The sequence below is a fragment of the Clostridium sp. AF32-12BH genome, from assembly GCF_003477935.1.
Taxonomy (GTDB): Bacteria; Bacillota; Clostridia; order Lachnospirales; family Lachnospiraceae; genus Brotaphodocola.
Window position 1 is genome coordinate 1 of sequence record NZ_QUEH01000027.1, and the last position, 26072, is coordinate 26072.

Sequence of the window (26072 nt, forward strand, 5' to 3'; positions counted from 1 at the left end):
GGGGCAAGACACCCGGTAAACTGTCCTTTCTGCGCTTTCAGAAGATAAGAGGAATGGACTTTCTTGGAAATATCCTTGCTGTACATCTCGTTCAGGATATTCTTGAACGGGGCGATGTCGTTGTTATCCCGCAGGGTGTCGATACCGTCATTCATGGCGATATAGCGGACACCGTTTCTTGGGAAAAAGTCCTCAATCAAATGCCCTGTTTGCAAATAGTTACGCCCCAGTCGGCTGAGGTCTTTCGTGATGACAAGGTTGATTTGCCTGCGCTCAATGGCTCTCAACATTCTCTGTAAATCAGGACGCTCCATATTAAGACCTGTGAAGCCATCGTCCTGATAGACTGCCACAACCTCCCATCCCTGCTTTTCGCAGTATTTTTCCAGCATATCACGCTGGTTTGCGATACTGGCACTTTCGCCTTGCAGGTCATCGTCCTTTGACAGCCTGCAATAGACCGCCGCACGATAGCCCCCGGCAAGTGCTGAACCGATTGTTCTGTATTCCATTTCGTTCATCATAGCCATTTACCCACACAATCCAGACGGTATCTGGCTCTGTTGAACCTCATCTTCATTATACTTCAAATCTTTCTTTTTAGCAAGATATTCTTTTGTATTTGTTTTGCCGTATTTCTGGGAAATCAGGCTGACGAACACATCGGTGGCGTCCAGTTCCCCGTCAAATACGGTTGTCACTTCAATCTTGGTCTTATTTTTCGCCATAGGCAGTTATCCTCCATACATGAAAATAGCCAGACAGAGAACGGTCGGCAACGAAGTCCGGCAACGGGCTTCAAAAGACCTTGCAAACAATCTCAATCTGGCGTTGATTACTATTTATACTTTTCTTTTATTTTTCTGTTGTTTTGGTTGTCAGAGAGGGAAAAAGCCCGGAAATAAGGGATTTTCCCCGGCAACCGGCTCGGCAACGGGATAGCAACGAAGTCGGCAACGGGCTGTCATTTTCAGAATGGAAGCTCCATCTGCTCTGTGACCTCCACAAAACCGTCCATAGATTTTTCGGGCGGGTTGTCGGTGTCCGTTGCCGGGATTTCACGCTCCCAGCCCTTTTGTCTGCCGTATTCCGCAAACATCCTCGGATTGGAAAAGTAGTTCCACCCGGTAATGCACTGGTTCATTATCTCGTTGATTTCCCGGATTTCCCATTGCTTCGGCTCATCAAAGGTGTGGTTTAAGGCTTCCTTGTAGAGCTGCTTGGAGCAGACCGTTTCCCCGGTGTACTTATCAAGGTAAGCCTGTATCATCCCGGCTTTGGTGTCCTCCGGCATAAAATCCCGCTGGTGTTCTTTGAGATACCGCTGCATGGCTGGGCTGAATGACAGCTTGAACATGCCGCTTCGGTAAATCTCCATTGCTTCCGCCCACATCTGGCTGATATAGGCTCTGGAAGCGGCTTCGTCCTCCAAAATGTGAACCTCGGCTTGCTCCGGGTACACCATGACCGGGATAAATCGGCGGTTGCCGGAACGGTCAAGGGGGAGAAAGTCAAGGGCGTTGGAAGTGCCGCCGAACACGCATTGACGGGGGCGGTCTGCCGGGTGAGTTTCATAGGGAATTTTGTAAACCTCTTTCTGGCGGCTTAGAAAGGACTTGATTTCCTCAATGCTCTTGGCATTGGCGGTTGCCATCATTTCCGACATTTCAATTATCCAGTGACCTTGCAGCTTGCGGTACACGTTATCATCGTCCAGCTTCCGCAAATCATCGGAAAACCACTCGTCCCGGACTGCCAGCAGCCGGAAGAAGGTGGATTTGCCAGCCCCCTGACCGCCTACCAGACACAGCATGATTTCAAACTTGCTTCCGGGCTTAAATGCCCTTGTAATCGCCCCCAGCATGAACAGCTTCAAGGCTTCATAGGTGTAATCGTCCACATCAGCTCCCAGAAAGTGCCGCAGACAGAAGCGGATGCGCTCAGTCCCGTCCCATGCAAGGCTGTTCAGAAAATCCCGGATGGGGTGGTACTTATTCTCATTCGCCACAATCCCGATGGCGGTTTCAATCTTTTTCTCACTGGTAAGCCCGTAGGTTTCCTCCAGATAGAGAAGCAGATACTTCATGTCCGTATCGGTCAGGGCTGTGCTTTCTCTGTGAAAACCGATGGGCTTTATGATGTCCTTGCGGTCGGTCAGGATGTTGTAGGCGATTGCCCCGGCAAGCACAGGGTCACGCTGGAATACGGTCAGGCAGTTCCGTATGCTCTGGCGGACGCCGCCTTTCTCGGTGGTTTCCAGAGTTGCCTTTACTTCCTCAACGCTCTGGGGCGGCTGCATGGCGTTCATGGTGTTTTTTAGTTCTTGCTGCGTCTGCGGCTGCAAGCTCTGCCATTCGCTGTTCAAGCTGTATCACATCCTTTCCGTAGTCCATAATCAAAACCGCTTTTTCCTCTGTCTCCCCGAACAGCAGCACATCCAGCAGATATTCCACATGGGCTTGCTTCTGCAAGGCTTCCACGAACCGGGGATGAAACGCTTCCTCCGGGGAGTGCGGGGCATAGTCGGTTTTCCATACCCGTAAGAGGTGTAGATAATCGGCAAGGACACGGAAGCAATGTGCCTTTGCTTCCCGGAACTGTTCTTCCGGGGATTTCTGCCGGGGCTTGGGCTTCCTTGCCCTGCCCGGTGGCTTCCAGTCCTCATAGGCAAGCCCGAAGTCACTCGCCAACTGTGCGGCGGCTTCCTTTTTCCCCAGCCCGTACAGGGCAGCTACAAAATCAATCACATCCCCATCTGCACCACATCCGAAGCAGTGGAAACGCTTGTCCAGCTTCATGCTGGGGGTCTTATCGTTGTGGAACGGGCAGCAAGCCATCCCGTTTCTGTTTACCCGGATTCCGTAATGCTCCGCAGCCTGTCTTGTCGTAACGGACTGCTTCACAGCTTCAAATACATTCAAATCAATTCCTCCTTGTAAAAAAGAAAAGGCACTTATCATTCTCAATCTGAAAATGGCAAGTGCCTGTTAAAGTTCCATATCCTGTTGTTTGTGTTTCGTCTGCGCCGGGGCGTTTTTCTGTGCTTTCTTCTCGTCAGCCTTATCCTGCAAGACTTCTTTGAGGGGCTGCTTCTTGGGCGGCTCTTTGCTTTCCTCTGTGCCGGGTGTGGCTTTCCGTACCCAGTAGCGGATGTCCCGCAGCTTCTTCAAATCTTCCTGCACCTCGGTCAACGGTACTTTCAAGTCTGCGATTTCGCCCACAAGCTTCGCCTGTTCCTGCAAAAGCTCCTTTTTCGTGCTGTCCTTATCATCCGGGTGCTTGGCAAGGTAGGCACTGGCTTTCTCAAACCGGGCAACCTCCGGGTGTTCCAGCTTGAATTTTTCCTTAGTTTTCTTGAAAAATATCTTCTGGTATTTCTCATAAACGGGCTTACATTCCTTACAGTCCGTCCGGGCGGCAAGGATAGCGTCAATCACGTTGCTGCGGGTTTCCTTTGGCTTCATCTGCTTTCGGTAGTCGGCGGCAGATTTCCCGGACGTTTCTATAAAGTTTTCCAAATCCTCCACGGTGGAAAGTCCCTTTCTCTGAAGATAGGACAGGGCTTCGCTGACTGCCTTTAAGTCTTTGGAAGTTCCACGGTTTTGTCCCGCCCGTGTCCAGTCGCTCCGTTCTGCCTTTCGTACCTCCATGTACTTCATCAACAGATTGGGAAGAAATACCGCTTCCTCCGCAGCTTTTTCCGCAAGCAGTTCTTTTCGTTTTTCACTAAGCTCGATAATCCAGCCTTTGAGATTTTTAATAAGCTGCCGGATAGACTTCATCAGGCTGTTGGCGGCTTTGATTTCCCGGTTCAGATTTCCGATGTTGGTCTGAATCCCTCGCTTTTCCATCTGCCGGACAGCAGCACCCTCATGGACGGTAGGGATAATATCAAGCCCCTGTCTTTCATAAGAACGGAGATCCACCCGCTCCGGGCGGTTGTTGGCTTCCAGATAGCGGTTCTGGATGATCTCCCATTCATGCCGCCAGATTTCACAATACTTGCGGTCGTTCCAGTCAACCGTATCTTCCTTGTGACTTTTCCATCTGCCGGACGGAAGTTTTATCCGTTCCCCGTTCTCGTCAAGGTCATAAACCTTGCGGCTCTTGGGAAGCCATTTCCCATGTTCATCCATTGCCCGCATAGTCAGCATGACATGAGCGTGAGGGTTTCCGTCCCCTTTGTCATGGATGGCAAAATCCACGCACATTCCTTTGGAAACAAACTGCTGATTGCAGAAATCCCGGACAAGGGCGGCGTACTGGTCGGGCGGTATCTCTCTGGGGATGGTAAGCACCCACCGCCTTGCAAGCTGGGAATTCCATTGCTTCTCCACCGCTTCGGCGGCGTTCCATAAAGTATTGCGGTCTGCATACGACCGTGGGGCATTTGCCGGAAGCAAGATTTCATTGTGGACGATACCACGCTTTTCCGGGTAGTGCTTCACTTCCTGATCGTATCCACAGAACAGCTTTTCGCCGCTCTGGTAGGCAGCGGCGGCAACCGCAGACTGCTGTTGGCTTCGCTGCACAATCGAGATTTCGTTGTGTGGACAGGGCATTTCGTGTCCCTCCTTTCGGTAATTGGTGGATGGGGTGGCGTTTTACCACCTCATTTGGGGCAGAAAAAAAGCAGGAGACCTTTTCAGATTTCCTGCTCGGTGGTGCCGCCGGTGGGCGGCTGGTATTCAGTTTTGAAAGTTCGGGTCAGGGTGGCCCGATGATGAAATAAAATATCTGCATGAAGATTATTCAACTTCTTTTAGTAATTCTTCAACAGAAATACCGTAAAGTTTTGCAAGTGCAAAAAGATTTGATGTGGAAGGGTCGGATGTTCCATTTTCCCATTTTGAAACAGCCTGCCTGCTAACACCAATCGTTTCAGCAACAAATTCCTGCGTCATTTTGCACTGTGTTCTGTGTACTTTGAGTGCTTCACCCAACGATTTCCTCACTACGGATTTTTCCTGCCGTACATCTTTTGAATGGATATATTTGAGTAATGCACGAACAATAAGGGTAAGCAAACCAACAAAGATACATAAGAAAATTATTCCAACGATTATCATAAATACGGTTACTTTCATTTGACCACCTCCTAATGTTGCTGTTGGCTTCATTTCTCTGTACGGATATATTTAAGCAATGCACGAATAACAAGGATAAGCAAGCCGACAAAGATACATGAGAAAACTATTCCGACTACAATCATAATGATGTTTACTAACATTTGGATGACCTCCTTTCTTTGTTGGCTTTATTCTATCTGAATTACCGTGTTGCTACCACCAACTATCAAGCAATTATCAGTTGCATATCGGTTGCACAATGATAGCGTTCTGTTTTTTGACCTTATTATACTAAATTACCGTAGATAAGGATAGCTCGACTGATAAAACTTGCTGGACGGGAACAGCTTGCAGCGCAAGGTGTTTCCGGGCGGCAAGTCCACAAAAGGGTAGCTGGCGACAGCCAGCGCAGGGGAAGCGTAGCGTCCCCTGTATGATTTGGAGCAGACCATGACTGCGGAAAATCACAGCCCTCCGGCGAGGAGCCTTCGGAGAACGCAATGCACCAACCTTTGGGTGGTGTATAATTGCGCCCTTAGTAAACTAAGGGGGTTCCGGCATCTCCCGTTCCAGCACTTTTTTCAATAGTTCCTGCGTGTCCTGTCTGTGAAAAATGAGTTTCAACAACAGCATGACATCATCATCTGTCAGGCGTTCCGGCTCTTGCAGAAAACTTTCCAGCATACCGCCACGGGTACAGAGCCGGTGCGTCCGTTCCTTTCGGGTAAGCTGTTTCAACTGGTGCTGCAATGCCTTTTCATCATTGATGGCTTTCCGCAGTTTCTTTTCGCTTTTTTCCAACTCCCGATTGAGTTTTTCCAGCTTTGAGGTATCAGGCAAGGGCAGCGTCCTCCTTTCCCGGTATCAGCACATAAATCCGGTTTGGTTCTCCAATGCCCTGACGCACCCGCATGATAAGTCCGGCAGTTTCCAGTTCATTCAGAGAACGCTTGACCGTCATGGAGCTGCGGGACAGGACTGCGGCAATGGCTGTGACAGGGAAGCAGACAAAGAGGATTCCGTTCTCGTCCTCCTGCCCTTTGGAGAGCATAGCGTCCAGCATCCGGCAGTACATGATCTTTGCGGTGCTGCTGACTGGAAATCCTGTCAACGCTCTGGGAAAAGGCATACAGGGCGGCAATGGTGTGTCTATCGTCATAAATTCAAAATTCATTCTGTGTGTTCCTCCTTTTTCTTTGCTCGTTTGGATAAATAACAGGGGCAGTCAATCACAACCGCCCGGAAGCTCTGCTTGCACCCATGCTGGCATTTCCGGCATAATTCGTTGTAAGTGACACGCCCCCGGTCATTGAGGTAAAAGGAAAGCTCATACTTCCTCTTTTTGCTCATTCTCGGCATATTGCGCTTCCTCCCGTTTTAGTGTATGGTTTCGGGGCGATTTTCGGTAAAATTACAGCCATAGAGCCGCTTAAAATCTCCCGAAGTATCAGCGATAGGGTAGACTGTCCCCCTATCAGATTGTTGTGTTTCGGTATCATTTCGGTGTCAGTTCGCCAGTTCTCCCCGGTGTCGTTCCTCCCCTGAATCTCACAGCGGCGTATCGCTCCCTTTGGTACGCTCGTTTTGGTCAGGGTTCCTCCATATCCCTGCCAAAATTCATGGCGCTACATCGCCGGGGAAGCATATCCCACACAGGCTGGTCATTCGATTGGAATAATCCATCGATGAACTACCTGTATCATAGAACATTTTTGTGCCCTGTGCCGTATGTCCACAAAGTAGGAATTAAGGGTAAAAATCAGAAATTTCCACGATTACGGAAAGTGTGATATAATCCAGATAAGCGGCAGCAATGAAACCGTTGGAAAGGAGCGTGTGCCCATGAAAGGAGCAACAAGCATACAGGAACGCCTTTGGGAACTCCGCAAGGACAAAGGCTTAAATCTGGAAGAACTATCAAAACTAACGGGTATTTCTAAATCAGCCCTTGGCAGTTATGAAAAAGAAGATTTTAAGGAAATCAATCATGGCAACCTTATCACGCTGGCAGACTTCTATGGGGTTTCCGTCGATTATCTGCTGTGCCGGACAGAGAACAGGGAGCAGATCAACACGCCACTGACGGAGCTGCATTTGAACGATGAAATGGTTGCACTTCTGAAAAGCGGTCGGATCAACAACCGTCTGCTCTGCGAACTTGCCACCCATAAGGACTTTATCAAGTTTCTTGCGGACATTGAGATTTATGTGGATGGGATTGCCACCATGCAGATTCAAAACCTCAACACCCTTGTCGATACTGTCCGACATGAAATCATAGAACGGTATCGCCCTGGCGAAGATGACCCACATTTGAAAGTGCTGCAAGCCGCCCATATCAGTGATGATGAATATTTCAGCCACATGGTTCTGGATGACCTAAACCTGATTATCCGGGATATTCGGGAAACCCATAAAAAGGATAGTGAGAGTGCGCCCCAGACCACTGTTGCCAATGAACTGAAAGAAAATCTGGAAGCGGTCGAAAATTTCAAGGGCAGCCGTTTGGAAAAACTGGCAGTGCTTTACTGCAAGCAGCTCGGTATCAACTATAAAAATCTGTCAGATGAAGAATTTCGCTGGCTTATTCGGATTCTCCAAAAATCAAAGAAAACGGGAACGCCTATCAACCAGAGGAAAAAACGGTAAAGGAAAACCGCTGTTGCATGGTTTGTTGGATTCCATGTAGCAGCGGTTTGTGCTGTGGTTATTACTTCATTCGTTTTCTTAATATTCGGCGATAATTTGTTTCTCCCTTTGGTGCGTCCTGTATAATTTCCAACACACCATCTTCAAGCATTTTATCAATGCGATTGGAAATCCATACATCACTAATTCCAAGTTGATATTTTCCTAAAACATTACCTATGACAATAGCCATTTTGAATTGCTCTGGCTGTTCCGCAATTTCACGAAGAATGAAACTATCATATATATCTTCTGAAACGCTTTGCAATTTACCATTTAACATTGCACGCAAAGGTGCATTTTCATTTTGAAGTTGATTCCATTTCATAGCACAAGCTGAAAGAAATACAGGATTAGCTTTCTCTTGTAGAGTTATATAGTTTCCCCATTCGCCAGGAGAGACCTCGCCCCATGCTATTTTGGATGTCATAGTATTTTCTTTTCCATATTCCCATGTAGGTAACTTAACCAAATAAATTGTTGTCTGGCAGTTTAAGGGTTGAAGTTGTTTCATAAGCCAATACATACCACAAAGCTCATCTGGATTATAGCTATACCAAATGCGAATTTCTTCCCCAGCTACATATCGTTCAATCACTGAGGTCAATGTAGTTTTAATTTTCTGTATTTTTTCTTCAACCTGATAATCTAAATCCTCTACAAAGCAGACAGACAGCATTTTCTTGAAAACATTTTTCCGCTGTTCGCCAATTCCATTATCAGAAATATCTCCCACACTAAGAGCCATATCAAAACAATAAACATCACAGCTCTTGCCTCCCAATGGAATAGCATTCTCCCAAGCAATGCGTTCTTGTTCCTGTGCTTGAAGCTGTGCTTTTTTCATTTCATCTGAAGATGGAACACTCCCGTCTTCATGCCTCATAAATATTGAAACAGCACTTCCTCTATACTTTCCCTTGCCGTAAGTTTGGGCAATTTTCAAACTTCCACAGGCACTTTCACCAAATACAATTTCAATCATCTTATATACCTCCGATTTAATTGCTCCCGTTATGAATAAATCATCTCATGCAAAACAATTTCTTCTGCCCGGTTATGAATGTTATTGCAACGCTGCACCCATTCCATTTGGTGGGTACGCTTCAATTCCTCGGTTACGCCCTCGGCAGTTTTCATCTGCTCCATGATGGTGTCTAACCGTTCCTGTGCCTGTTCGTTCAGGTCTGCAAGATATGTCCACAATTCCCCGGTCAGTATCAATGTATTCAATCTGGCTGGGTGGACTTCCCTTAAATATTCCCGGTGCATCCGTCCGTACTTTCCGATAGGGCGGTGTTCCTCCGGCAGTTTCAAGTCCGGGATGTAATAATCTCCGACAAGGATATAATCAATTCCGTTTTCCGTTATTCTTGGTTTCAATTCGCTCATGTTCCTTACCTCCTGTGGAAGCAGGCTCGTCTGGTACTAACTCAATCACATCGGTAATCTCGCAATTCAGCGTTTCGCAGATACGGGCTAATGTATCCATGCTGATGTGCTTTCCCTCTTTGCTCATGTTGGCAATCATATTTGTTGTCATACCAGCGGCAAGCCTTAAATCCTCTTTTCTCATATCACGCTCTAACAGTGTGTGCCAGAGTGGCTTATAGCTGATGTGCATATTGTTTTCCTGCCTTTCTATCTATACCACCGGGGCGGCTGCCCCGGCAGGAACTTTTCTCTTATTATAGCACCAATCTTGTGAAATCACAATTTATTCTTGTAGCCTGCCGCTGATACCGTCTGGATTGTGCTTTTCCTTTCGTTTTTTGTTCCAACTAATTAGCCATGAACTGCTTCATGCCCTGGCTCTTTGCTTATGTGTGATAAAGAAGTAATAGAAGTGTAAAAAATTTTGCCGTTCCTATCCGGCACATGAGGTATGTCGGATAGGTCGGGCGGTTAGGTGTCGGGCAGTTCTACCTTGCCGACAAAAGAATAATAGATTTCGATTTCCTGTCTGCGTAACTTGCCCCGGCGTTTCCCGTCAAGGGCAACGCTTTCATGGACAACGATTTTCTCCACAAACTCCCGCAGCAGAGTAGGGGTAAGTTCTTCAATGGTAGTGTGCCTGCGTACCACATTCATAAACTTTTCAGCGTTTGCGGTGGCTTCCTGCGCTTTGGAAAGTTCTTCCCGCAGTCTGGCGGCACGTTCTTTCAGTTCTTTCTGCTCGGCTTCATAGTCTGCCGACAGCTCTGTGAAACGCTCGTCCGATATGCGCCCGGTTACGCTGTCCTCATACAGCCGCTTGAAGATAGCAGATAACTCGGCTATGCGTTTCTCGGCGGCTTCCAGCTCCTTTTTCTTGGCGGCGTTCCTGCGTCTGTCCCCGTCCTCATTCTGCTCGATTAAAAGCTTCATAAACCGGGCTTCATGCTTTGCCGCATAGCTGGTAACTTTCCGCAGATTGGAGAGTACGCCAGCGGTCAAGAGGTCAGTGCGGATAAAGTGCGCTGTGCAGTCGGCGGTGCGTTTCTTGTAGCTTCCGCAGATATAACAGTCCTGCTTGCGCTTGTCCGTCTGGTATCGCTGCTGGTACATGACGCTGCCGCAGTCGGCACAAAAGAGTATGCCGGAGAACAAGCCCACTTCGTCATAACGGTTGGGGCGTTTGCGCTGCTTGCGTAACTCCTGCACCCGTTCCCACGTTTCCCGGTCAATGATAGGCTCATGGTGGTTCTCAAAAACCGCCTGCTTTTCCGGGGGATTTTCTATGCTGTGTTTCAGCTTGTAGGACGGCTTCTCGGTCTTAAAGTTTACCAGACAGCCCGTATATTCCCGGTTTTCCAGCAGATGAACCACGGTATTGGTCGCCCACTTGCACTCATAGCCGGGGTGGTAGCGGCGGGTGCTGCCCGTCCTGCGGTATTCCAGCGTCCCCGGCGTGGGGATTTGCTGCTCGGTCAGCATACGGGCTATCTTGGTCGGACCGTTCCCGGCAAGGCAAAGGCTGTAAATCTGCCGTACCACCGGGGCGGCTTCCTCGTCAATGATAAAGTTTTCGTCCTCGTCCATGAGGTAGCCATAGACGGGCTTGCTTGTGATGGGCTTTCCGCTCATGCCCTTAGAGCGTTTTACTGCCTTGATTTTCTTGCTCGTATCTCTCACCAGCCATTCGTTAAAAATGTTCCGCAGCGGGGCAAAATCATTTTCCCCCTGTGCGCTGTCCACTCCGTCATTGATAGCGATGAAGCGGACACCTTTCTGTGGGAAAATCATTTCTGTGTACATTCCCACCTGTAAGTAGTTTCGCCCTAACCTCGACATATCCTTGACGATAACTGTCCCGACTTTCCCTGCTTCAATGTCTGCAAGCATGGCTTGAAATCCGGGTCTTTGAAAGTTCGCACCGGAATAACCGTCGTCGGTGTACCAGCGCAGATTAGAAAATCCATTCTGTTTGGCATAGGTTTCCAAAATCCTCTTTTGGTTGGAAATGGAATTGCTCTCGCCTTGCAGCTCGTCCTCATGGGACAGTCTTGGGTAAAGGGCGGTAATGAGTTGCTGGGTGGTCTGTCTTAACATAAATTCCTCCGTTTCCGACAGCCAGCCCCACTATTCCGTACCTTGATTGTACCACATGGGGCGGCTGTCTGTATAGCGGCAAAAGCGTCAAATCTGCTTCTTTACGGTCGGTAAAAATGACGGTTTTTCAATCAGGCTTATCACAGGTCAAATATCCGGCGGCGGCTTCTGCTTCCAGCACTTTCATCATCTTGTCAGCGGCGGTGTCGGTCGCCCCCTCCTTGAAAAAGCCAGACACCACAAGGATTGTGTTGCCTATCCTCGTTTCGGTCACGCAGTCCGGGCGGCGGGCAGGGCGTTTGTTTCTCTGGGTGTCGGTCATAGGCAAATCTCCTTTCCGGCAAGCAGCCGTTTCAGCTGTTCCATTTTTCCCTGTGCGGCGGCTTTCCTCAAATTCTCCCCGGTAAAGCAGAGAGGGGAACACATTTCAAGCAGGCGGTCATAAATCCGGGCGTGGGCGGTGTCCTCCGGGTGCTGCAATTCCTCCAGCGTGAGGTTGGTCGTCACAATCAGCGGCTTCCTGCTCCGGTAGCGGCTGTCAATCACATTGTAGACCTGTTCCAGACCGTATTCTGTGCCACGCTCCATTCCAAAATCGTCAATGATGAGCAGGGGGAAGCTGCAAAGGCGGGAAATATATTCGTTCCTGCCCGCAAAGCTGGCGGCAAGGTCGTTTAATATTGCTGCAAAGTTTGTCATGCACACCGGGACTTCCTGCTCCATGAGGGCGTTTGCAATACACCCGGCAAAATAGCTTTTCCCAGTGCCTACCCTGCCCCACAAGAGCAGCCCGTAGTTCCCGTCCTTTATCTGTTCCCAGCGTGCCACATATCCGGCGGCGTTCTTCATCTGCGGGCAGCTGCCGTTATCGTTGGCAAATGTCCAGTCCTGCATGGTCTTGTCTGTAAAGCCCTGCCGTTTCAGCCGTTCCACCGTTTCAAGGTGGCTGCGCCGCTTCTCGGCGGCTTCCCGTTCCTTACGGGCTGCCCGCTGGCAGTCGCACTCTGACGGGTGGCGGTCACGCCCGAAAAAGGTCTTGCCCTCCGGGAAATAGGCTTCTTTGGGTTTCCGGCATTTGCCGCAGTATAAAAGCCCGTCCTCCCCGGTGTAATCCTCCGGCTCGGCTGTGGTGTCGGTCATAGGCAGTATGGTGTTGTGGATTGTATCGGTCATAGGCTTTCTCCCTCCTTGAATGAATAGTCCGGTATGCCTTTCTTTGGCTTCTCTTTGGCAGCGTCCTCCTGCGCCCACTTGTAAATGGTGGCTGCATGGCTCTGGTACTGCTTCCCGGTGGAAGCGATGTGGCAGGAAAGGCGGTCAAGGTAATACTCCCACTTGCCGGGGAAGTCCTGTTCCAGCTCCAAAAGTTCTGTGTCAGAAAGAAATACATTTTTATATCTGCCATAAGCGGCGGGGGGCTGCCCCTCACTCGCTCCTTTTGTTTGGCTCTCTATTAGGTTGTTTATATTAGTTTGGTTAGGGGACGGTTTTCCGACCGTCATAAGGTCAGTTTTCCGGCTGTCAGTTGGTCGGTTTCCCGCCCTTATGAGGGGCGGTTTTCCGTCCGTCAGTTGGTCGGAAAACTGTACCACTGGGATAGGCGGCACTTTCACATACAGACGGTTGGCGGCAGAAAAGCCCGTCCGTCTGCGTTCCAGCAGCCCGGCAGCGTCCAGTTCGTTCAGTGCGCCCTTTATGGTGGTGCAGCCTTTATCCAGCATTTCCGCTATCTCTGCTATGGGGTAGACAATGTATGTCCGTCCCTCGCTGTCCTGCCAGCCGTTCTTCTGCGAAAGGGTGGAACGGTCTAACAGCAGCGCATATAACTCTCTTGCGGTGTGGGATAGGTCTGTTTCCAGCAGGAAACGGGGGTAAGGCAGGTAAGCGGGCAGCTCCGTTCCTGCGGTCATATAATCAGCGATAGGGTTCACCTCCTTGTGGTGTCTGTCTGTGGGTTCTGTTACGCTTTTAGGGGGCGTTTTTAAGGGAAAAGGATAAATGTATCACGCACCCTTTGACACCCTCCAAAAAAGCCTTGATTTATGCGGGTTTGAAATGCCCTAAAGCGTGACATTTCTCCCTTTGTTTCCGCTTCCGTTTGGCGGCGTTTATCCGCTTCATGCGTCCGGCGCAGTCCGGGCAGTATTTCCCCCGGTTGGATTTTGGGAAGAAGAACGCCCCGCAGACAGCGCAGCGTTTCCGGCTTCCCCGGCGCAAGAGGGCGGCTTCCAGTGCTTCATCAAGGGGCAGGACAGCGGCGGTAAACCAGCGGCAGAGCAGCGAATAGCTGATACTCTGTACACACACGCAAGGCTCGCCGTCCTCCAACAGCAGGCAGTTCCCGCTGTCATAGTTGCAGCACTCATGCACAAGGCGGCGGGCTGCCCGGTACTGGCGGTAGTCCATGCGGGGGATATTACCGTTCATGGCTCTGCTCCTTTCTGCGCTGCGGCTCGCTCCGGCGTAAAATCTGGTCGATATTGCCCTTGACAGTCTGCAAGCGGCGGTACTCCTCCCGTTTTGCCCGGTAATCGTTGTAGCCGCTGTTTTTCTCTTTGATAAGGCTTTCAATCTCTGCTTGCAGGGATTTATAGCTCGGCAGCTTGGAAATGCCGTTCTCCCTGAAATAGCGGGCGGCTGCGTCTGCTATGATAAAGTCACTTTCATGCTTCTGACGGTAGGCTGCTTTTGCTTTGGCGTTTTTCTGCTGTTTCAGCCCGTCCCGGACAGGGCGGGTCTTGGAATAGGCAAGCACCTGCCGTTGCAGCTCCTTTTTCCCGTTCAGCGTCTTTTCCACCTGCTTCAACCACGCAAGGCTTTCCTGCATGGCGGCATAGGCGGCAGAACAGGCTTCGTCCAGTTCCTCCGGGGAGGAAAAGCCGTACTGCTGATAGGCGGTAACGGTAGCTGCCATTTGCTTTAGGTTGTGCTTTGCCGCCCAGCGGTCATAGCCCACGCCCTTGCCCTCGGCTCGCTTGGCTTCCCGGTCAACCATGCGCTGCAAGGTGTTGTCTGCCGGGGTGGTTTTTGCAGCTTTTTCCCCTTGTAACGGCTTTTTAACTGCGGCAGGGTATTCGGGTATGGCTTTGGTCTGTTCGGCAGCTCTGTGGGCGTTCTGCGTGAGCAGGGCAAGGACAGCAGCCTTGTCAAAATCGTCCCCCAGCTTTCGGGCTGTGATAGGCTTTGTCCTGTCCGGCGTGAGGTAGGAAAGCCGCCCCCGGCTCTCCTTGACGGTCACACCCTCCCGCAGCAAAAGGGAAGAAAACTCGTCAAAGCTGCCAGCTTGGGAAAGTGCCTGCCGTATCGTCCGGCGCAGCTTCGCCTTGTCCGTTTCAAACTTGGTGGGCTTGGTCGGCTGTCCGGCGGCTTCTCTGGCGGCGTTCTCTTTGTCAAGGGCAAGCTGCCCTTTCTTTGCCGCCCAGTATTCCCGTTCGGTTATCCGTTCCTTGCTGCCGTTCAAGAGGTCGATTTGGTAAAGCCCCTCCCGGTGGCACATTTCCATGACTTCGCTCTTGAAATATTCCATAGCGGCGTTGGTGCAGCGGTGCTTGCAGCCCTCCAGCGTGTCGGCTGGTCTGTCCATGTAGGGCAGAAGCGGGACTTCGTAAATCCGCAGGGAGTTGATGACGATATGCACATGGATATTCCCGCTGTGGTTATGCCCGTCCGGGTGGGTGCAGATTAGGGCTTGGTGTCCGGGGAAATGCTCCTTGCAGAACTGCTCGCCCAGCTCCTGCGCCCGGTCTACGGTCAAGCCGTTGTCTGTCCCGTCCCGTGGGTCAAAGCTGATGATATAGTGGTGGCTTTTCACATCTTCCCGTTTTTGGTTTTTCTCATAGCGGAGATTGGCTCGCATACAGGCAACAGCGAAATCCTCGCCCCCGCAGTTGAGGGAAGAAATGCGGTAATCCTCCCTCGGTATCAGCCGCCCGTTTTCATCAAGGGTGGCTTTCATGGTAAACTCGTCATGCTCAAATGTGAGATAGGCTTCCGCTGCGCCATAGTCGGCGTTTTTAGAGCTGATATGTTTGAATGTTGCCAACAGCGTCACCCACTTTCTGCAAGACTTCAAACTTTAGGGCAGCAAGGTCGGAAACCGCCGCCCGTACCTCCCCGGCAAGCTGCGGATAGGGACTGTGCCACTCGTTCAGCGTCCGGGCTATCTGGTTTAAGTTGCCGCCGATCCTCCCGTATTCGGCGGTCAGCTTCCCGACAGCGGCAAGCAGCTCGTCATTGATGGGGGAAACGGTTATGATGGGGCGTATGGCTGCCCCGGTTATGGCTTGCCGGATAAACTCGGCTTGGCTCATGTGGTAAGCAGAAAGCCGCTGGGCAAACTCGGCGTATTCTTCCTCGGTCATGCGTGTTTTGACTACCCGGCTGCGGTGCGGCGTGTTGTATCGTTTCATAGGTGGTTGACCTCCTTTCTGTGCGTGGTGTCCTCTCACTAATAGGAGAAAAACAGGGTGTGAAGCGGAACTGTTTTTGAAAAATCCGAAAAATATTTTGAGGGGTTTTTCAGCGGCGCAAGCCGCATAAGCAGGGTTTGGGGAAGGCACTCCCCAACAAGATTCCCGCAGGGGCAAAATGAGCGATAAGCGAATTTTGGCACCTCGGTAGAATCTTGCTCTAAGAAACTGCCGGCCTGCCGTTCACTTGCTACTGCCACTTTTTCAGAAAATCTATAACCAGCTTTTTTTATAAAAGGCTGCGGGCTGGCGTTTTTCCCTTACTCCCTACAAACCACAAAAGAGCAGAATGGACGGACTTTCCGGCAAGAACTTTTCCGGCGGCTCGGTCTTTCCCGACAATAAGGCGTTTCGGAAGCTGCGTTTTGCCCGCTGTCTGAAAAAAATGGCAGCCTTTTTTGGTTTCACTGTCTAATACGGAACTTTTGGAAATTTGCCAAAAATGGACGCAAAAAAAGCAGCAAATCTTTTTCGGATTTACTGCTTCATGTGCCGCTGCGGTGCGGCGGGATGGATATTCAGTTGAAATAAAAGAGGATGGTGGTACTTTAGTCTATCGACTCTTTACTAACTATTAGGTAATCTTGAAAGATTTTCCTTGAATTTATCTAAAGAATGTTCATTGTTTCCCGCAAAAATAAGTGGAATTGTATATTCATATGATATGCCATTTTCATAGTCCGATAATTGTATTTTTATAGTATCATCCCTCTCATCTTTAGGTGCTATATATATGAATGAATTTTTATTTATATCAGATATTTTCCCTTTTTCAGAAGAAACAGTATAACCCCAGTCTGTTAAATTTGTCTTTATTGTAACTTCTGTTTCTGTTTCTTTTCTAGTCTGCAATGCTGTTTTATCGATTTGGATATCAAAAGGAGTCGAACCTAACAATTCACTGTTTATATTTACAAGTTCTTCTCCATTTGTTTTAGAAATATTAGATTCATCTTCATAATTTTGTTGAGATTCATCTTTTGGTGTTTCTCTGTTACATCCTAATAAAAAGCATAAAATAATTAGTACTAATACAGAAAGTTGTTTTTTTTGCATTTATTTCTCCTTTCATATTATCAAAGAAAGCACTGAGAGTACTTTCAAGAAATTTTGAAATATTCTCAATGCTTTCTATTTTTTGATCATAAACTTGCCGGTAATGATACTATGTTAATTTATCTCTTTCGCGTAACCTTTGTTGCAATATACACATGCACCATTCACCCATTTGTGAGACATTTCAATCGTCTCAACTTCATAAATGCTTACTTCTCCACAAATTAAACATTGTTTGTAATTATATACATGACGTGTCGCACATTTATCCCAGTCATCATATATACCAGGCATTTCATCTTCATATCCTTAGTACTGGGGAGAACCCCAACTATGAGTATGAGCGGCAAATACAGTCATTGGAGCAGCTACAATTCCAGCTACTACTGAAAGTGCTAAAATAGATTTTCTTAAATTCATAAGTTCCTCCCTTTCCTTAAAAATACATAGCTCTTTGTTACATTGTCATTTTAACATAATAATTGGTAAAATGCAATAATTTATTTTCTATTTACGAGAAAATACTGTGCATATTATCTTATTTAGGAATAGTTAAGGCGGCTACCTAAATCTTTTTATTACTTTACCGCACATGAGCATTCGCGCCCGGATTGTCGTTGCCGTAGCCCTCCATGAGATTGATAACGCCCCAGATACCAAGCCCGGCTCCAAGTGCTACAACAAGGGTCTGCAAAACGTCTACTGCGCTATTGAAAAATGCCATAAATAAATCCTTTCTGCCGCGTCTGCGGCTGTCCGGCAAGCGGACAAAAGGCGGTCAGCGTATGCCGCCGCATAAAAAAACCGCCCTCTGGTAAAGGCGGCTGTCCCCGCGCTGCGTAAGTTCTGCGGCGCGGCGGTATTCAGTTGTAGGGGGGTGCGGCTCCTGCCGCTGTGTGCTGCGCCGGAAAGTAGGGGCGCGTATCATGTAGCCGATATTGATATATGTGATTGCTTCGATTCCTCCTTTCGGTGTCCCGCTGTGCTGCCGGACGGGTATTATTCAGACTTGCGGGAAGTGAATAGCTTGCATAGCAAGGTGTTCGCTTCCCGCAAGTTCACAAAGGGGTAGCTGCCGCAAGGCAGCGTAGGGGAAGTGTAGCTTCCCCTGTCCCCCCCTCCCCGGCGGTCTGCCATGCTGTCACTGTTGAGGGATAAGCCCCCGGCGCGTGACATACTCCGTTGCAAAACGGCGGTGTTCCGCTTCCTTTTCCCGCCAATACTCCCATAATGCAGCGTCGGCGGCTTCCGCAACATTCATTAAAAACCGTTCAAGCTGCTTTTGTTTTTCCTCTGCGCTACGTTTCCTCATGGTCTGCGTCCTCCTGTAAGTCTGCTGCGTCAATCTCGTAATAGTCAAAAACCTCGTCGGGCTTGACAATGGCGGGGCGGCGTTTAAGGTGCTTTTCCATGTCAAAGGCGTTCTTCGGGTCTGCGTCGGATAGGTACTTGTATTTCGGGTGTTTCGTTATGTCGAATTTGTCCGAAAAGAACGGGCGCACCCCGCGTAGCTGCAAGATACATTTCCCTCCGTCCATGACTGCGATTTCATCTTCCGTCATAAGCTGCTTTCCCAATTTCTGATAGTTCAGCCCATGCGAAAGCTCCCGCCCCCTTGTTTCGGAAGTGTTGAAGCTGTCTATCGTTTCCTTGCCTAAAATCTCCGATATTTCTTTGAGCGTGGTTTTTTCCTTGCCGCCCAAGAAAAGCGTGGTGTCGCAGTTGCCGACTATGGTATCGGCGTTGTCCTTGTAGATTGCCTTTAGCTGTGACTGGCTCTGCAAGATGATTGACGCGGAGATTTCCCGGCTCCGCATGGTTGCGATTAGTTTCTCAAATTTGGGGATTTGCCCGATATTCGCAAATTCATCAAGTAAGCACCGTACATGGACGGGAAGCCGCCCGCCGTATTCATCATCTGCTTTGTCGCACAAGAGGTTGAATAGCTGTGTGTAGAGAATACTCACGACAAAGTTAAAGGTGTCGTCGGTGTCGCTGATAATCACGAAAAGGGCGGTCTTTCTGTCACCTATGGTGTCAAGCTCCATTTCGTCGGTTTCCATAAGCTCCCGCAGCTCCTTAATGTCGAATGGGGCTAACCTCGCGCCGCATGAGATAAGTATGCTTTTTGCGGTCTTGCCAGAGACGAAAAGTCAAGGACTTTTTCATCAAATTCACAAAGAAGTCACATTTTGCGGACTTCCTCACGGAGCAGACGCTTGATTTTGTCCTCCATCGTCTCTTTTGCGGTCTGGCTGAAATGGACACGGACGATATAGGTTGTCTTGCCGATCTGCTTTCTGACAGTCGGGCAAGTGGCGGTGTTAGTTGCGGTATTGTTCATTCAAAATCCTCCTGTAAATGAAAAATGCCCGGTGACTGTTCATCATCGGGCGGTGTCAGTATGAGGGAACAAGGCAAGGCGGCAACATTAAGGTATCTATAAAAACCTTGCCCTCTTTGCCACGCTTGCCGTGTTCCTGTTGTCAGTTTCGGAGATAGCAGACCCATGCTGTGCCGTCTTTCTCGGTCACAAGTCTGTCCCCGATACGGCTCTTTGCCGTTCTCATGGTGCGTGAAGAAATCCCACGCTCATTGACTGCCTTTTCCAACTCTGCGCTTGGCATACGCTTTCCGTCCGCAAGCAGTTCCAGAATGAGCATTTGCGCCTGTGCGGTCTTGCTCTCGGTCTTGGCGGTGTCTGTCCCGGCAAGAAGCTCGTCAGCGGTAATGTCATAAGCCCCTATCCACTCAAAACCTTTCTCATCTCCCAGAGAAAAGGCAAGGGACTGTCCGGGCGGCGCAAGGGAGCTTTTCTCATGGATAAGCACCCTCGTTGTCGGAATGTCCTTCAGCTTGCCAATAAACAGCAGACTGCGGACTGCCGCCGTAATGTCGATAGACCCCAATCCCCGGTAGGTGCTTTGCGTTCCTGCGGCTTTGTTCAGGTGTCCGATCAGCACGATAGCGCACCCAGTAGCCTGTGCAATGTCTCCCAGACTGCGGAAGATGGGACGGACTTCATTTGCCCGGTTCATGTCCACATCTGCGCCCAGAAACGCCTGTACCGGGTCAATGATAACAAGCCTTGCGTTGTTCTCACGGATTGCCCTTGCTATGCGCTCATCGGCAAGGGTCAGAGGTGCGTCCCTGTCATCAATGACAAGCACTCGTTCAAGGTCTGCGTCCGCTTCTATCAGTCGGGGCTTGACGGTATCGCCCAGACCGTCCTCGGCAGTTTGATAGATGATATTGAAAGGCTCAAGTGTCTCCATACCGGGCAAAGGCTTTCGATTGGTGCAAGCCGCCGCAAGGCGCATGGCAAAGTAGGTCTTGCCCTCGCCGGGATTGCCCTGGATAATTGTCAGCTTTCCAAATGGGATATAGGGAAACCATAGCCATTCCACGCTCGTCAGCTCCACATCAGCCATACGGAGCATTGGGACAGGCTGGGCGGTGGGCAGCTCTCGCAGCGTGATTGTCTCGGCTATGAATTTGCGGTTTGGAATATCCGCTTGCTGACGGAGAACATCGTTCCAGTCTTTCCTTGCCGGGACAAGGCGAATGACGGCGATCTCGCCGGGAATGGACTGTGCCAGTCGTGTGCAGGCTTCATTTCCTGCGGTGTCGCTGTCAAGGCAGAGGAACACTTTTTGGGTGTCCTTGCGCTCAGAAAGAAAACGGTCAAGGGCTTTGCCAGAAACGCCGCCCAGGGCAAGATAATTTCTTGTCTGCCAATCCTGCGGATAAAGGCAGATAAACGATAACAGGTCAATCGGCGCTTCAAAGACAAAGAGCTGATTGCCATTACCCTCGTGTCGGAACGGATAGGATTTGTCAGACCCGGCAATGTCCTGTCTGAATGGGTCTGCCGTTCCTCGCACATGGGCGTATCTCGGTGTACCGCTTCGGTCTCTGCCGACAAACACAACATTGTGCCGCTTTGCGTCCTCGTAAATATCCCCGGAAAGAAGAAAAGCCTCAACAAGCGTTTTGTTGAGACCTCGGCTTTCTGTGAGATATTGGATTGCTCTGTCGGCTGTCCTGTTGTGCAAGGGCAAGTGAAACGCTGTGGGCGGTGCTGTGGTGGCTTCGGTCTGTCCCTCGCCGTTTTCGCCTGTCAACATCTGAACAGCTTCGGGAAAGGACTTGCCGTAAAACTCCATGACGAAATCAATGGGATAGCCGCCCTTGCTCTGGCTGTGGCGAAACCACTTGTTTCCCCGGACGGTCAGGCTGTCATGTTCTTTCCAACGGTATTCCCGTCCGCTTTTGATAAGTGTCTCTCCCTGTGTGCGGAGAAAATCTTCCAGACTGACGGCGTTTGCCCGGTCAATCTGTGCTTGGGTGTAATTCATCGGGATAGTTCCTCCTTTTTCTGTCGTGTTTGGGGTCGATTTTGGAGCTTTTGTTCCTCTGTACGCTCGTTAAATCGGGCGGCAGTATCTACACATGACTTGACCTTCCAAAGGCGGTGTAAATCGTCTCTGACGGTCTTAAACTCGCCATAGGTGGTGTTGTGCGCCTGTTCCAGCTCGTCATACTCGTCGGACAGCTTTTTCATATCCACCTTGCCGTCTGGGAACTCCCCGGTCAGCTTTCGTCTGGCGGCGTAGAACTGTTTCAGTTCCGCTTCATGCTCTGCCTTGTACTTGGCTCTGGGCTTCTCAAACTTGATTTTCTGCAAGCCGTCATAGACAGGCTTCAAGCTCTGGAAAGCAGCGGAGCTGTCATAGAGCTGCTTAATTGCTTTCATTCGGGCGGTCTGTTCGTCCAGCGTTTTCTTCAAGCTCTCTGTGGCAGCACTGTGTTCGCTGACACGGTGTTCCAAATCTTCAAGGGAGTAAATGCCGTTTGCCCGGAGATAATTGAAAGTTTCGTTCATCTCCTTTAGGTTGCTGACCTTGCCTTTCTGCGAATAAGCCCCGGCTCTGCGCTGGGTGTAATAGGCGTTCAGCAGAGAAACAAGGTCGGGTGCCTGCGGCTTGGCAAGCTCCGCTTTTGCTTCGGCAATCCAATCAAACAGGAGAGCGATTTTCTTCTTAATGTCCTGGATAACGGCATTGGTCGCTCTGATCCAGCGATTGAACTCGCCTTTCTCGGTGCGTATACCTTTCTTCTCCATTGCCCGGACGGTTGCGCCCTCATGGACGGTGGGAAGAAGCTCTACGCCCTGACGCTCATAGCTTCGGTGGTCGATACGAACGTCAAGCCCCTTTTCCGCAAACTTGGCGTTGCATAACTCTGCCCATGTCTGCCGCCAGTATTCCAGCGTTTCGGGACTGCCCCAGTCGGTAGTGGGAACGGCGTTGAAAACAAACTCGCCGTTCTGGTCCCGGATACGGTTGCCGTCCTCGTCCAGCTCATACACCCGGCGTTGCTTTAGCCCCCATTTGCCGTTCTGCTCGATGGGGCGGATAGGGCAAAGCACATGAAAATGTGGATTGGGTATGCCGCCGTCCTCCCGGTCTGGCTGGTGTACGGCGAAGTCAACCACCATGCCCCGGCTCACAAAGTTCTCCAATAAAAATTGCCTTGCAAGAGCGATGTTTTCCTCAAGGGAAAATTCATTCTGCAAGGCAATGTCAAAGCTGTATGCAAGCTGGGCGTTCTTTCCACGCTCGGCTTTTTCCACGGCGTTCCATAGGGTCTGGCGGTCTGCGTATTCGGGCGGTGCATGGGACGGCAGGAGAATGTCGGAGCAGATCACGCCGCCCTTGCGGGTGTAGTCGCTGTATTCGCCGTAATACTCGCTATACAATCGCTCCCCGGCTCGGTAGGCAGCAGAAGCGATAGCGGACTGTCCTGCGCTTCGCTTAGTCTGCGTGACGCTCAGATGAAATAGTGCCATCGGCTTTCAACTCCTTTTCTCTGTTTGCTTGGCTGATGTGGGTAATCGTCATGTGACGGACGGCTCGCTGGACTTCGGACAAAGAAAAGATTTGTTCCATCAGCTCTGTCATTTCGGTGCGTGTGAGATCTTTGACCTCCGGGGCAAGGCTCTCAATCGTGCCGCCCAGATTGCAAAGGCGGTGGGTGCGTTTCTTTCTTTCGCCTTGTTCCAGAAATTTCTTTCGGTTTTCCAGACGCTCCAGCTTGTGCTGTTCCTGTGCAAGCCTTGTCTCGGCTCGTTCTTTTTCAGCTCGGAGTTGTTCAAGGGTTTTCGGTTTTGTCATTGTGCTTGACCTCCTTTTTTTGATTTTGGGAATAAAAAAAGACCGTCAACTTTTCGCAGATTGCGACCAGTCAACGGTCTGATTTTCGGTATTCGGTTTTTTCAAACTTGCTGGCGGCGAACAGCATTTCATGCTGTTTGCGGACGGCAAGTCCACAGGGGATAGCCGCTTTAGCGGCGCAAGGGGGTGTAGCCACCTTGACGGAACGAAGTGACGCAACATTCTCGGTCAGGCAGTTTTCTTCTGCTGACCGGGAATGAAGCTCCGCAGGACGCACTACTCTCGATAGAGAGTATAGAAGTGCGCCCTTTAGTTCCTAAAGGGATTTTGCTTCGCTGTTTATTGCACGCTCTCATTTTTCAAATGAAACATAAATTGTTAAATTATCAGGTATGTAGCTGATACTTAAACCTTTTTCTCCATTTGATAGGAGTGTCCCGACAGAAACATAGTTTTCTCCTTTGATTTTCTCTGACACATTCTCAACTACTGAAAAGCCCTCTTGTATCAAAAGCTCCATGTAGTTATCATAGCCTTTTTCGTCTATACCTGCAATACTGATACTGAAATTTCCGTGTTCTGTATCAAGCATAGCCCATGCAACTGTGCCAGTTGGAACGGGAAGTCCCTCAGTATATTCATTGACTGGCCATTCTCCCTCATCAAGCCTAATAATACCTTCAGATTGCGAATTGCTTGCGTCTCCTGTGTCTTTGGGTGGTGTTTTTGGGGCGGAGCAAGCAGTCAATGACAATATAAGCAAAATTGCAATTCCCGGAATAAATCTTTTCATAGTTACCTCCTATTGTTGTGGACAGCTCTGATAATCTGAATTGTGGCAAATGCAAAAGCGATTATGCCAACCAATAAAATAATTTGAGAAGCATCAAAAATAAAATCACCATTAACCTGAATGTTTGTCATTGCGTCTGCTTGCCCGATTGCTCCTTCCGGCACTTTACCAGACTTTGCAGTAGCATAAATTAAAAAAGCAACAATAGCTACCACAAGGGAAATGACACTTGAAATGATCCATTTCCGTTTCTTTGGGACGGAATTATCAATTCCAAACTGTTCTGCTGTGCTGTTAGCAAATTCTTGCGGCGTTCCAAGCCTTTCGATTACCTGTTGTTCAGTTTCTCCATGCTCCACGGCAGAATTAAATATTTCATTCAAGTCACGCACAACCTCGGTTTTTGCTTTGCGTGATAAATTTAATTCCTTTTCAACCTGCCTTATGTATTGCTCCTTCATTCTGAGACCTCCGTTTGTTGATAGGTGGCGATAAAGCTATTTACACAATCCGTATAGCTGGACCAAAACGTAATCAATTCCTGTAAAACTTCCTTTCCTTTAAGAGTAAGGGAGTAATATTTTTTTGATCCGCCATTAGCAGCCGCTGGTGCTAAACGACATTGAATTAGTTCCGCTTCTTGTAAGCGATACAGAATAGGGTAAATCGTTCCCTCTTTTGCATATCCTAAGACAGATGCACTGCTATTTAACTCTGTGATTATTTCATAGCCATAGGTCTCTTTGCGCCCGATTAAGGATAATAGTATCATTTCAAGAGAGCCTTTTTTGAATTGTTGCACATATTTGTTATCCATAATCTTCACCACACTTTAGTTCTGCTGATTAGCGTTGCTAAGTAGCAGAACTAATTATACTCATACTCGGTGCCTTAGTCAATAGACTCCTTGAAAAAGTTACAGTTTGTTCAAGCGTTTGAGCGCCCGAACATTTTTCGTCCGGGCGCTCTCAGTATCAGTCATAAATCAGCTCAAACTTCACAATCTCCTCTGCCTGTGCCTTGCAAGCGTTCATCTGCCGCACCCATTCCATTTGGTTTTCAGCTTTCAGTTGCTCTGTCACGCCGTTTTGCTCTGCCAGTGACCGCACGATCAGCTCCATGCGGCTTCGTGCCGCTTCGTCAATCTCGGCGCAATGCTCAAAGAGCTTGTCGGATAGCGCCAGCTCATTGAACAGTATCGGGCGGTGCATTTCCAGATACGCCTTGCGAAGTCTGCCGTAGTGTCTGAGGGGCTTTGTCTTGCGGATAACGATGTTCGGGATAAGATAATCGCCGTTCTGTGTGTAAGTGATATTCATGCTGTTTGTACTCCTTTCATCGGCTCTCTCTGCGGTAAGCTGCTGACAGGGACGAACACGCCCTTTGCAATGTCCTCCGCACGAATGGCGGCTTTCTTGGCTTCGATTTCTGCCTTTTTTCTCCCCTTGATTTTGTCCTCGTATCGCTTCTGCGCTCCGCTGGCTTTCCGCTTCAAGTAGTTCTGATGAAGTCTGTCCTTTCGTTCCTCACGCTTGCGGATTTCCTCTAATTCTTCCGGTGTCAGCTCCACTTCGCCAAACGCCGGGGGAACGAATCGCCCGACAAAATTGAAGTAAATCTCGACCTCCTGTGTGGTCTGTATACTGCCCTTGCGGTCACGCTCATGCACAAGGATTTTCTCGATAAACTCGTTGAGCATGGCAATGGTCAGCTTGTCGAAGTTCTCATATTTGTCAATCAGAGCGATAAAACGGTCAGCGTCCTTTTCGTGCTTCTCATAGCTCTTGACAGCCTTTTCCAGAACAGAGATTTCAGCGGTAAGCTCGGACTGTTCCTTTTCGTATTGAGCGTCCAGAGTGGCGTATCTGCTGTCGGACAGCTTGCCTAAAATGTTGTCCTCATAGATTTTGCAGAGCAGGACTTCCAGCTCGGAAACTCTCTGCTTTGCTGTGGCAAGGCGTGTGCGCTGTTTTCTGACCTCTGCCGTCTGCTGGCTGGACTGCGCTTCCTGCACCACACGGACAAACTCGGCTCGGTCATGCTTGGCATACTCGGCAATAGCTTTGAGCATTTCGGAAACAAGGGACAGTACCACATCTTCATTGATACGGTGCTGTGTCGTGCAGAGCTTTCCAACTGGGACTTTGCTGTATTGGGAACAGGTATATTGAGAAATACGCTTGCCGTTGTTGGTACGGTGGACATACATTTTACCGCCGCAATCGGCACAATAAAGCAAGCCAGTAAGTGGAGCTGCTTCGCCCCAGCCGTCCGGGTAGCGTCTGACATT

At 49.4% G+C, this 26072-nt stretch carries 33 protein-coding genes and 2 pseudogenes; 2 read left to right on the forward strand and 33 right to left on the reverse strand.

The window, feature by feature from the left end; all coding sequences use genetic code 11:
* From DWZ40_RS18255 to mobQ (DWZ40_RS18280), 5 genes are all read right to left on the reverse strand, one after another.
* Positions 1–530: recombinase family protein (locus tag DWZ40_RS18255; RefSeq protein ID WP_182431789.1), on the reverse strand; the 530-nt coding region annotated here is incomplete at its 3' end.
* A complete protein-coding gene (locus DWZ40_RS18260; RefSeq protein ID WP_002595176.1) occupies positions 531–728 on the reverse strand; it encodes a hypothetical protein in 198 nt (65 codons plus the stop codon). It abuts the gene before it with no gap.
* A gap of 242 nt (positions 729–970) precedes the next feature.
* Complete coding sequence (locus DWZ40_RS18270) at positions 971–2308, reverse strand: virulence-associated E family protein (RefSeq protein WP_008394605.1); 1338 nt, start codon at positions 2306–2308, stop codon at positions 971–973.
* Positions 2277–2921, reverse strand: a complete 645-nt coding sequence (locus tag DWZ40_RS18275) for a CHC2 zinc finger domain-containing protein (protein ID WP_025544160.1) — start codon at positions 2919–2921, stop codon at positions 2277–2279. Before DWZ40_RS18275 ends, DWZ40_RS18270 begins: the two co-directional genes overlap by 32 nt.
* A gap of 66 nt (positions 2922–2987) precedes the next feature.
* Positions 2988–4562 carry a MobQ family relaxase gene (mobQ, locus tag DWZ40_RS18280; RefSeq protein ID WP_008394607.1) on the reverse strand — a complete coding sequence of 525 codons (1575 nt, stop codon included), beginning with the start codon at positions 4560–4562 and terminating at the stop codon, positions 2988–2990.
* A gap of 29 nt (positions 4563–4591) precedes the next feature.
* Here mobQ (DWZ40_RS18280) and DWZ40_RS19885 point away from each other — a divergent pair, with 29 nt between their 5' ends.
* Entirely contained in the window at positions 4592–4732 is a 141-nt protein-coding gene (locus tag DWZ40_RS19885; RefSeq protein ID WP_008394608.1) for a hypothetical protein, read from the forward strand.
* 16 nt (positions 4733–4748) lie between these two features.
* Here the strand turns inward: DWZ40_RS19885 and DWZ40_RS18285 are convergent, their stop codons facing one another.
* From DWZ40_RS18285 to DWZ40_RS18300, 4 genes are all read right to left on the reverse strand, one after another.
* Positions 4749–5087, reverse strand: coding sequence for a helix-turn-helix transcriptional regulator (locus tag DWZ40_RS18285; protein ID WP_003509323.1), 339 nt, complete (start codon positions 5085–5087; stop codon positions 4749–4751).
* Positions 5088–5612: 525 nt separating this feature from the next.
* Positions 5613–5909 carry a DUF3847 domain-containing protein gene (locus DWZ40_RS18290; protein ID WP_118544275.1) on the reverse strand — a complete coding sequence of 99 codons (297 nt, stop codon included), beginning with the start codon at positions 5907–5909 and terminating at the stop codon, positions 5613–5615.
* Positions 5902–6243, reverse strand: coding sequence for a DeoR family transcriptional regulator (locus tag DWZ40_RS18295; RefSeq protein ID WP_118544276.1), 342 nt, complete (start codon positions 6241–6243; stop codon positions 5902–5904). The genes DWZ40_RS18290 and DWZ40_RS18295 overlap by 8 nt, the downstream gene beginning before the upstream one ends.
* Entirely contained in the window at positions 6240–6428 is a 189-nt protein-coding gene (locus DWZ40_RS18300) for a hypothetical protein (RefSeq protein ID WP_005927683.1), read from the reverse strand. The genes DWZ40_RS18295 and DWZ40_RS18300 overlap by 4 nt, the downstream gene beginning before the upstream one ends.
* A gap of 483 nt (positions 6429–6911) precedes the next feature.
* On the opposite strand from DWZ40_RS18300, the gene DWZ40_RS18310 reads away from it, so the two are divergent.
* Entirely contained in the window at positions 6912–7718 is an 807-nt protein-coding gene (locus tag DWZ40_RS18310) for a helix-turn-helix transcriptional regulator (protein WP_005924756.1), read from the forward strand.
* Positions 7719–7779: 61 nt separating this feature from the next.
* Here DWZ40_RS18310 and DWZ40_RS18315 read toward each other — a convergent pair whose 3' ends face one another.
* The 24 genes and pseudogenes from DWZ40_RS18315 to DWZ40_RS18435 form a co-directional block, all read right to left on the reverse strand.
* A complete protein-coding gene (locus DWZ40_RS18315) occupies positions 7780–8742 on the reverse strand; it encodes a DUF3658 domain-containing protein (RefSeq protein WP_005927687.1) in 963 nt (320 codons plus the stop codon).
* Between the two features lie 29 nt (positions 8743–8771).
* Complete coding sequence (locus tag DWZ40_RS18320; RefSeq protein ID WP_005927690.1) at positions 8772–9149, reverse strand: TnpV protein; 378 nt, start codon at positions 9147–9149, stop codon at positions 8772–8774.
* On the reverse strand, positions 9109–9381 hold the full coding sequence (locus tag DWZ40_RS18325) for a helix-turn-helix domain-containing protein (RefSeq protein WP_002593556.1): 273 nt from the start codon (positions 9379–9381) through the stop codon (positions 9109–9111). The genes DWZ40_RS18320 and DWZ40_RS18325 overlap by 41 nt, the downstream gene beginning before the upstream one ends.
* A 281-nt stretch (positions 9382–9662) precedes the next feature.
* Positions 9663–11288, reverse strand: coding sequence for a recombinase family protein (locus DWZ40_RS18330; RefSeq protein ID WP_002594230.1), 1626 nt, complete (start codon positions 11286–11288; stop codon positions 9663–9665).
* Positions 11289–11415: 127 nt separating this feature from the next.
* Positions 11416–11610, reverse strand: coding sequence for a transposon-encoded TnpW family protein (locus DWZ40_RS18335; protein ID WP_002594231.1), 195 nt, complete (start codon positions 11608–11610; stop codon positions 11416–11418).
* Entirely contained in the window at positions 11607–12461 is an 855-nt protein-coding gene (locus DWZ40_RS18340) for an ATP-binding protein (RefSeq protein WP_002594232.1), read from the reverse strand. The genes DWZ40_RS18335 and DWZ40_RS18340 overlap by 4 nt, the downstream gene beginning before the upstream one ends.
* The gene (locus DWZ40_RS18345; RefSeq protein WP_002594233.1) at positions 12458–13198 is read right to left on the reverse strand and encodes a replication initiator protein A; all 741 of its coding nucleotides are present in this window, start codon (positions 13196–13198) and stop codon (positions 12458–12460) included. Before DWZ40_RS18345 ends, DWZ40_RS18340 begins: the two co-directional genes overlap by 4 nt.
* Before the next feature lie 130 nt (positions 13199–13328).
* Positions 13329–13715: a cysteine-rich VLP domain-containing protein gene (locus DWZ40_RS18350; protein WP_002594234.1), complete on the reverse strand. Its 387-nt coding sequence runs from the start codon at positions 13713–13715 to the stop codon at positions 13329–13331.
* Positions 13705–15330, reverse strand: a complete 1626-nt coding sequence (locus DWZ40_RS18355) for a relaxase/mobilization nuclease domain-containing protein (RefSeq protein ID WP_002594235.1) — start codon at positions 15328–15330, stop codon at positions 13705–13707. Before DWZ40_RS18355 ends, DWZ40_RS18350 begins: the two co-directional genes overlap by 11 nt.
* On the reverse strand, positions 15302–15697 hold the full coding sequence (locus tag DWZ40_RS18360; RefSeq protein WP_002594236.1) for a plasmid mobilization relaxosome protein MobC: 396 nt from the start codon (positions 15695–15697) through the stop codon (positions 15302–15304). The genes DWZ40_RS18355 and DWZ40_RS18360 overlap by 29 nt, the downstream gene beginning before the upstream one ends.
* 38 nt (positions 15698–15735) lie before the next feature.
* A complete protein-coding gene (locus DWZ40_RS19890) occupies positions 15736–15957 on the reverse strand; it encodes a hypothetical protein (protein WP_156327584.1) in 222 nt (73 codons plus the stop codon).
* Positions 15958–16324: 367 nt separating this feature from the next.
* Positions 16325–16813: a hypothetical protein gene (locus DWZ40_RS18370; RefSeq protein WP_002569239.1), complete on the reverse strand. Its 489-nt coding sequence runs from the start codon at positions 16811–16813 to the stop codon at positions 16325–16327.
* 595 nt (positions 16814–17408) lie between these two features.
* A pseudogene (locus DWZ40_RS18380) lies at positions 17409–17537 on the reverse strand (Maff2 family protein); the annotation flags it as partial.
* 417 nt (positions 17538–17954) lie between these two features.
* The gene (locus DWZ40_RS19700; RefSeq protein ID WP_002569167.1) at positions 17955–18125 is read right to left on the reverse strand and encodes a hypothetical protein; all 171 of its coding nucleotides are present in this window, start codon (positions 18123–18125) and stop codon (positions 17955–17957) included.
* Positions 18112–18957: pseudogene (locus tag DWZ40_RS18385) on the reverse strand (TraG/TraD/VirD4 family protein); the annotation flags it as partial. The gene DWZ40_RS19700 and the pseudogene DWZ40_RS18385, both read right to left, overlap by 14 nt.
* 41 nt (positions 18958–18998) lie before the next feature.
* A complete protein-coding gene (locus tag DWZ40_RS18390) occupies positions 18999–19157 on the reverse strand; it encodes a transposon-encoded TnpW family protein (protein ID WP_006428300.1) in 159 nt (52 codons plus the stop codon).
* Positions 19158–19299: 142 nt separating this feature from the next.
* Positions 19300–21171 (reverse strand): AAA family ATPase, encoded by a 1872-nt coding sequence (locus DWZ40_RS18395; RefSeq protein WP_117814655.1) that lies wholly within the window; start codon positions 21169–21171, stop codon positions 19300–19302.
* Entirely contained in the window at positions 21168–22664 is a 1497-nt protein-coding gene (gene mobQ, locus DWZ40_RS18400) for a MobQ family relaxase (protein ID WP_117950457.1), read from the reverse strand. Before mobQ (DWZ40_RS18400) ends, DWZ40_RS18395 begins: the two co-directional genes overlap by 4 nt.
* Positions 22630–22989, reverse strand: coding sequence for a DUF3847 domain-containing protein (locus DWZ40_RS18405; protein WP_117814586.1), 360 nt, complete (start codon positions 22987–22989; stop codon positions 22630–22632). Before DWZ40_RS18405 ends, mobQ (DWZ40_RS18400) begins: the two co-directional genes overlap by 35 nt.
* A gap of 352 nt (positions 22990–23341) precedes the next feature.
* The gene (locus DWZ40_RS18415) at positions 23342–23782 is read right to left on the reverse strand and encodes a hypothetical protein (protein ID WP_117814585.1); all 441 of its coding nucleotides are present in this window, start codon (positions 23780–23782) and stop codon (positions 23342–23344) included.
* A gap of 2 nt (positions 23783–23784) precedes the next feature.
* On the reverse strand, positions 23785–24243 hold the full coding sequence (locus DWZ40_RS18420; protein WP_117814584.1) for a DUF1700 domain-containing protein: 459 nt from the start codon (positions 24241–24243) through the stop codon (positions 23785–23787).
* Positions 24240–24599 carry a PadR family transcriptional regulator gene (locus DWZ40_RS18425; protein WP_117805437.1) on the reverse strand — a complete coding sequence of 120 codons (360 nt, stop codon included), beginning with the start codon at positions 24597–24599 and terminating at the stop codon, positions 24240–24242. The genes DWZ40_RS18420 and DWZ40_RS18425 overlap by 4 nt, the downstream gene beginning before the upstream one ends.
* A 157-nt stretch (positions 24600–24756) precedes the next feature.
* Positions 24757–25101 carry a TnpV protein gene (locus DWZ40_RS18430; protein WP_117814583.1) on the reverse strand — a complete coding sequence of 115 codons (345 nt, stop codon included), beginning with the start codon at positions 25099–25101 and terminating at the stop codon, positions 24757–24759.
* Positions 25098–26072, reverse strand: a 975-nt coding sequence (locus DWZ40_RS18435; RefSeq protein ID WP_118544277.1) for a DUF4368 domain-containing protein, incomplete at its 5' end; no start/stop codon positions are given. The genes DWZ40_RS18430 and DWZ40_RS18435, both read right to left, overlap by 4 nt.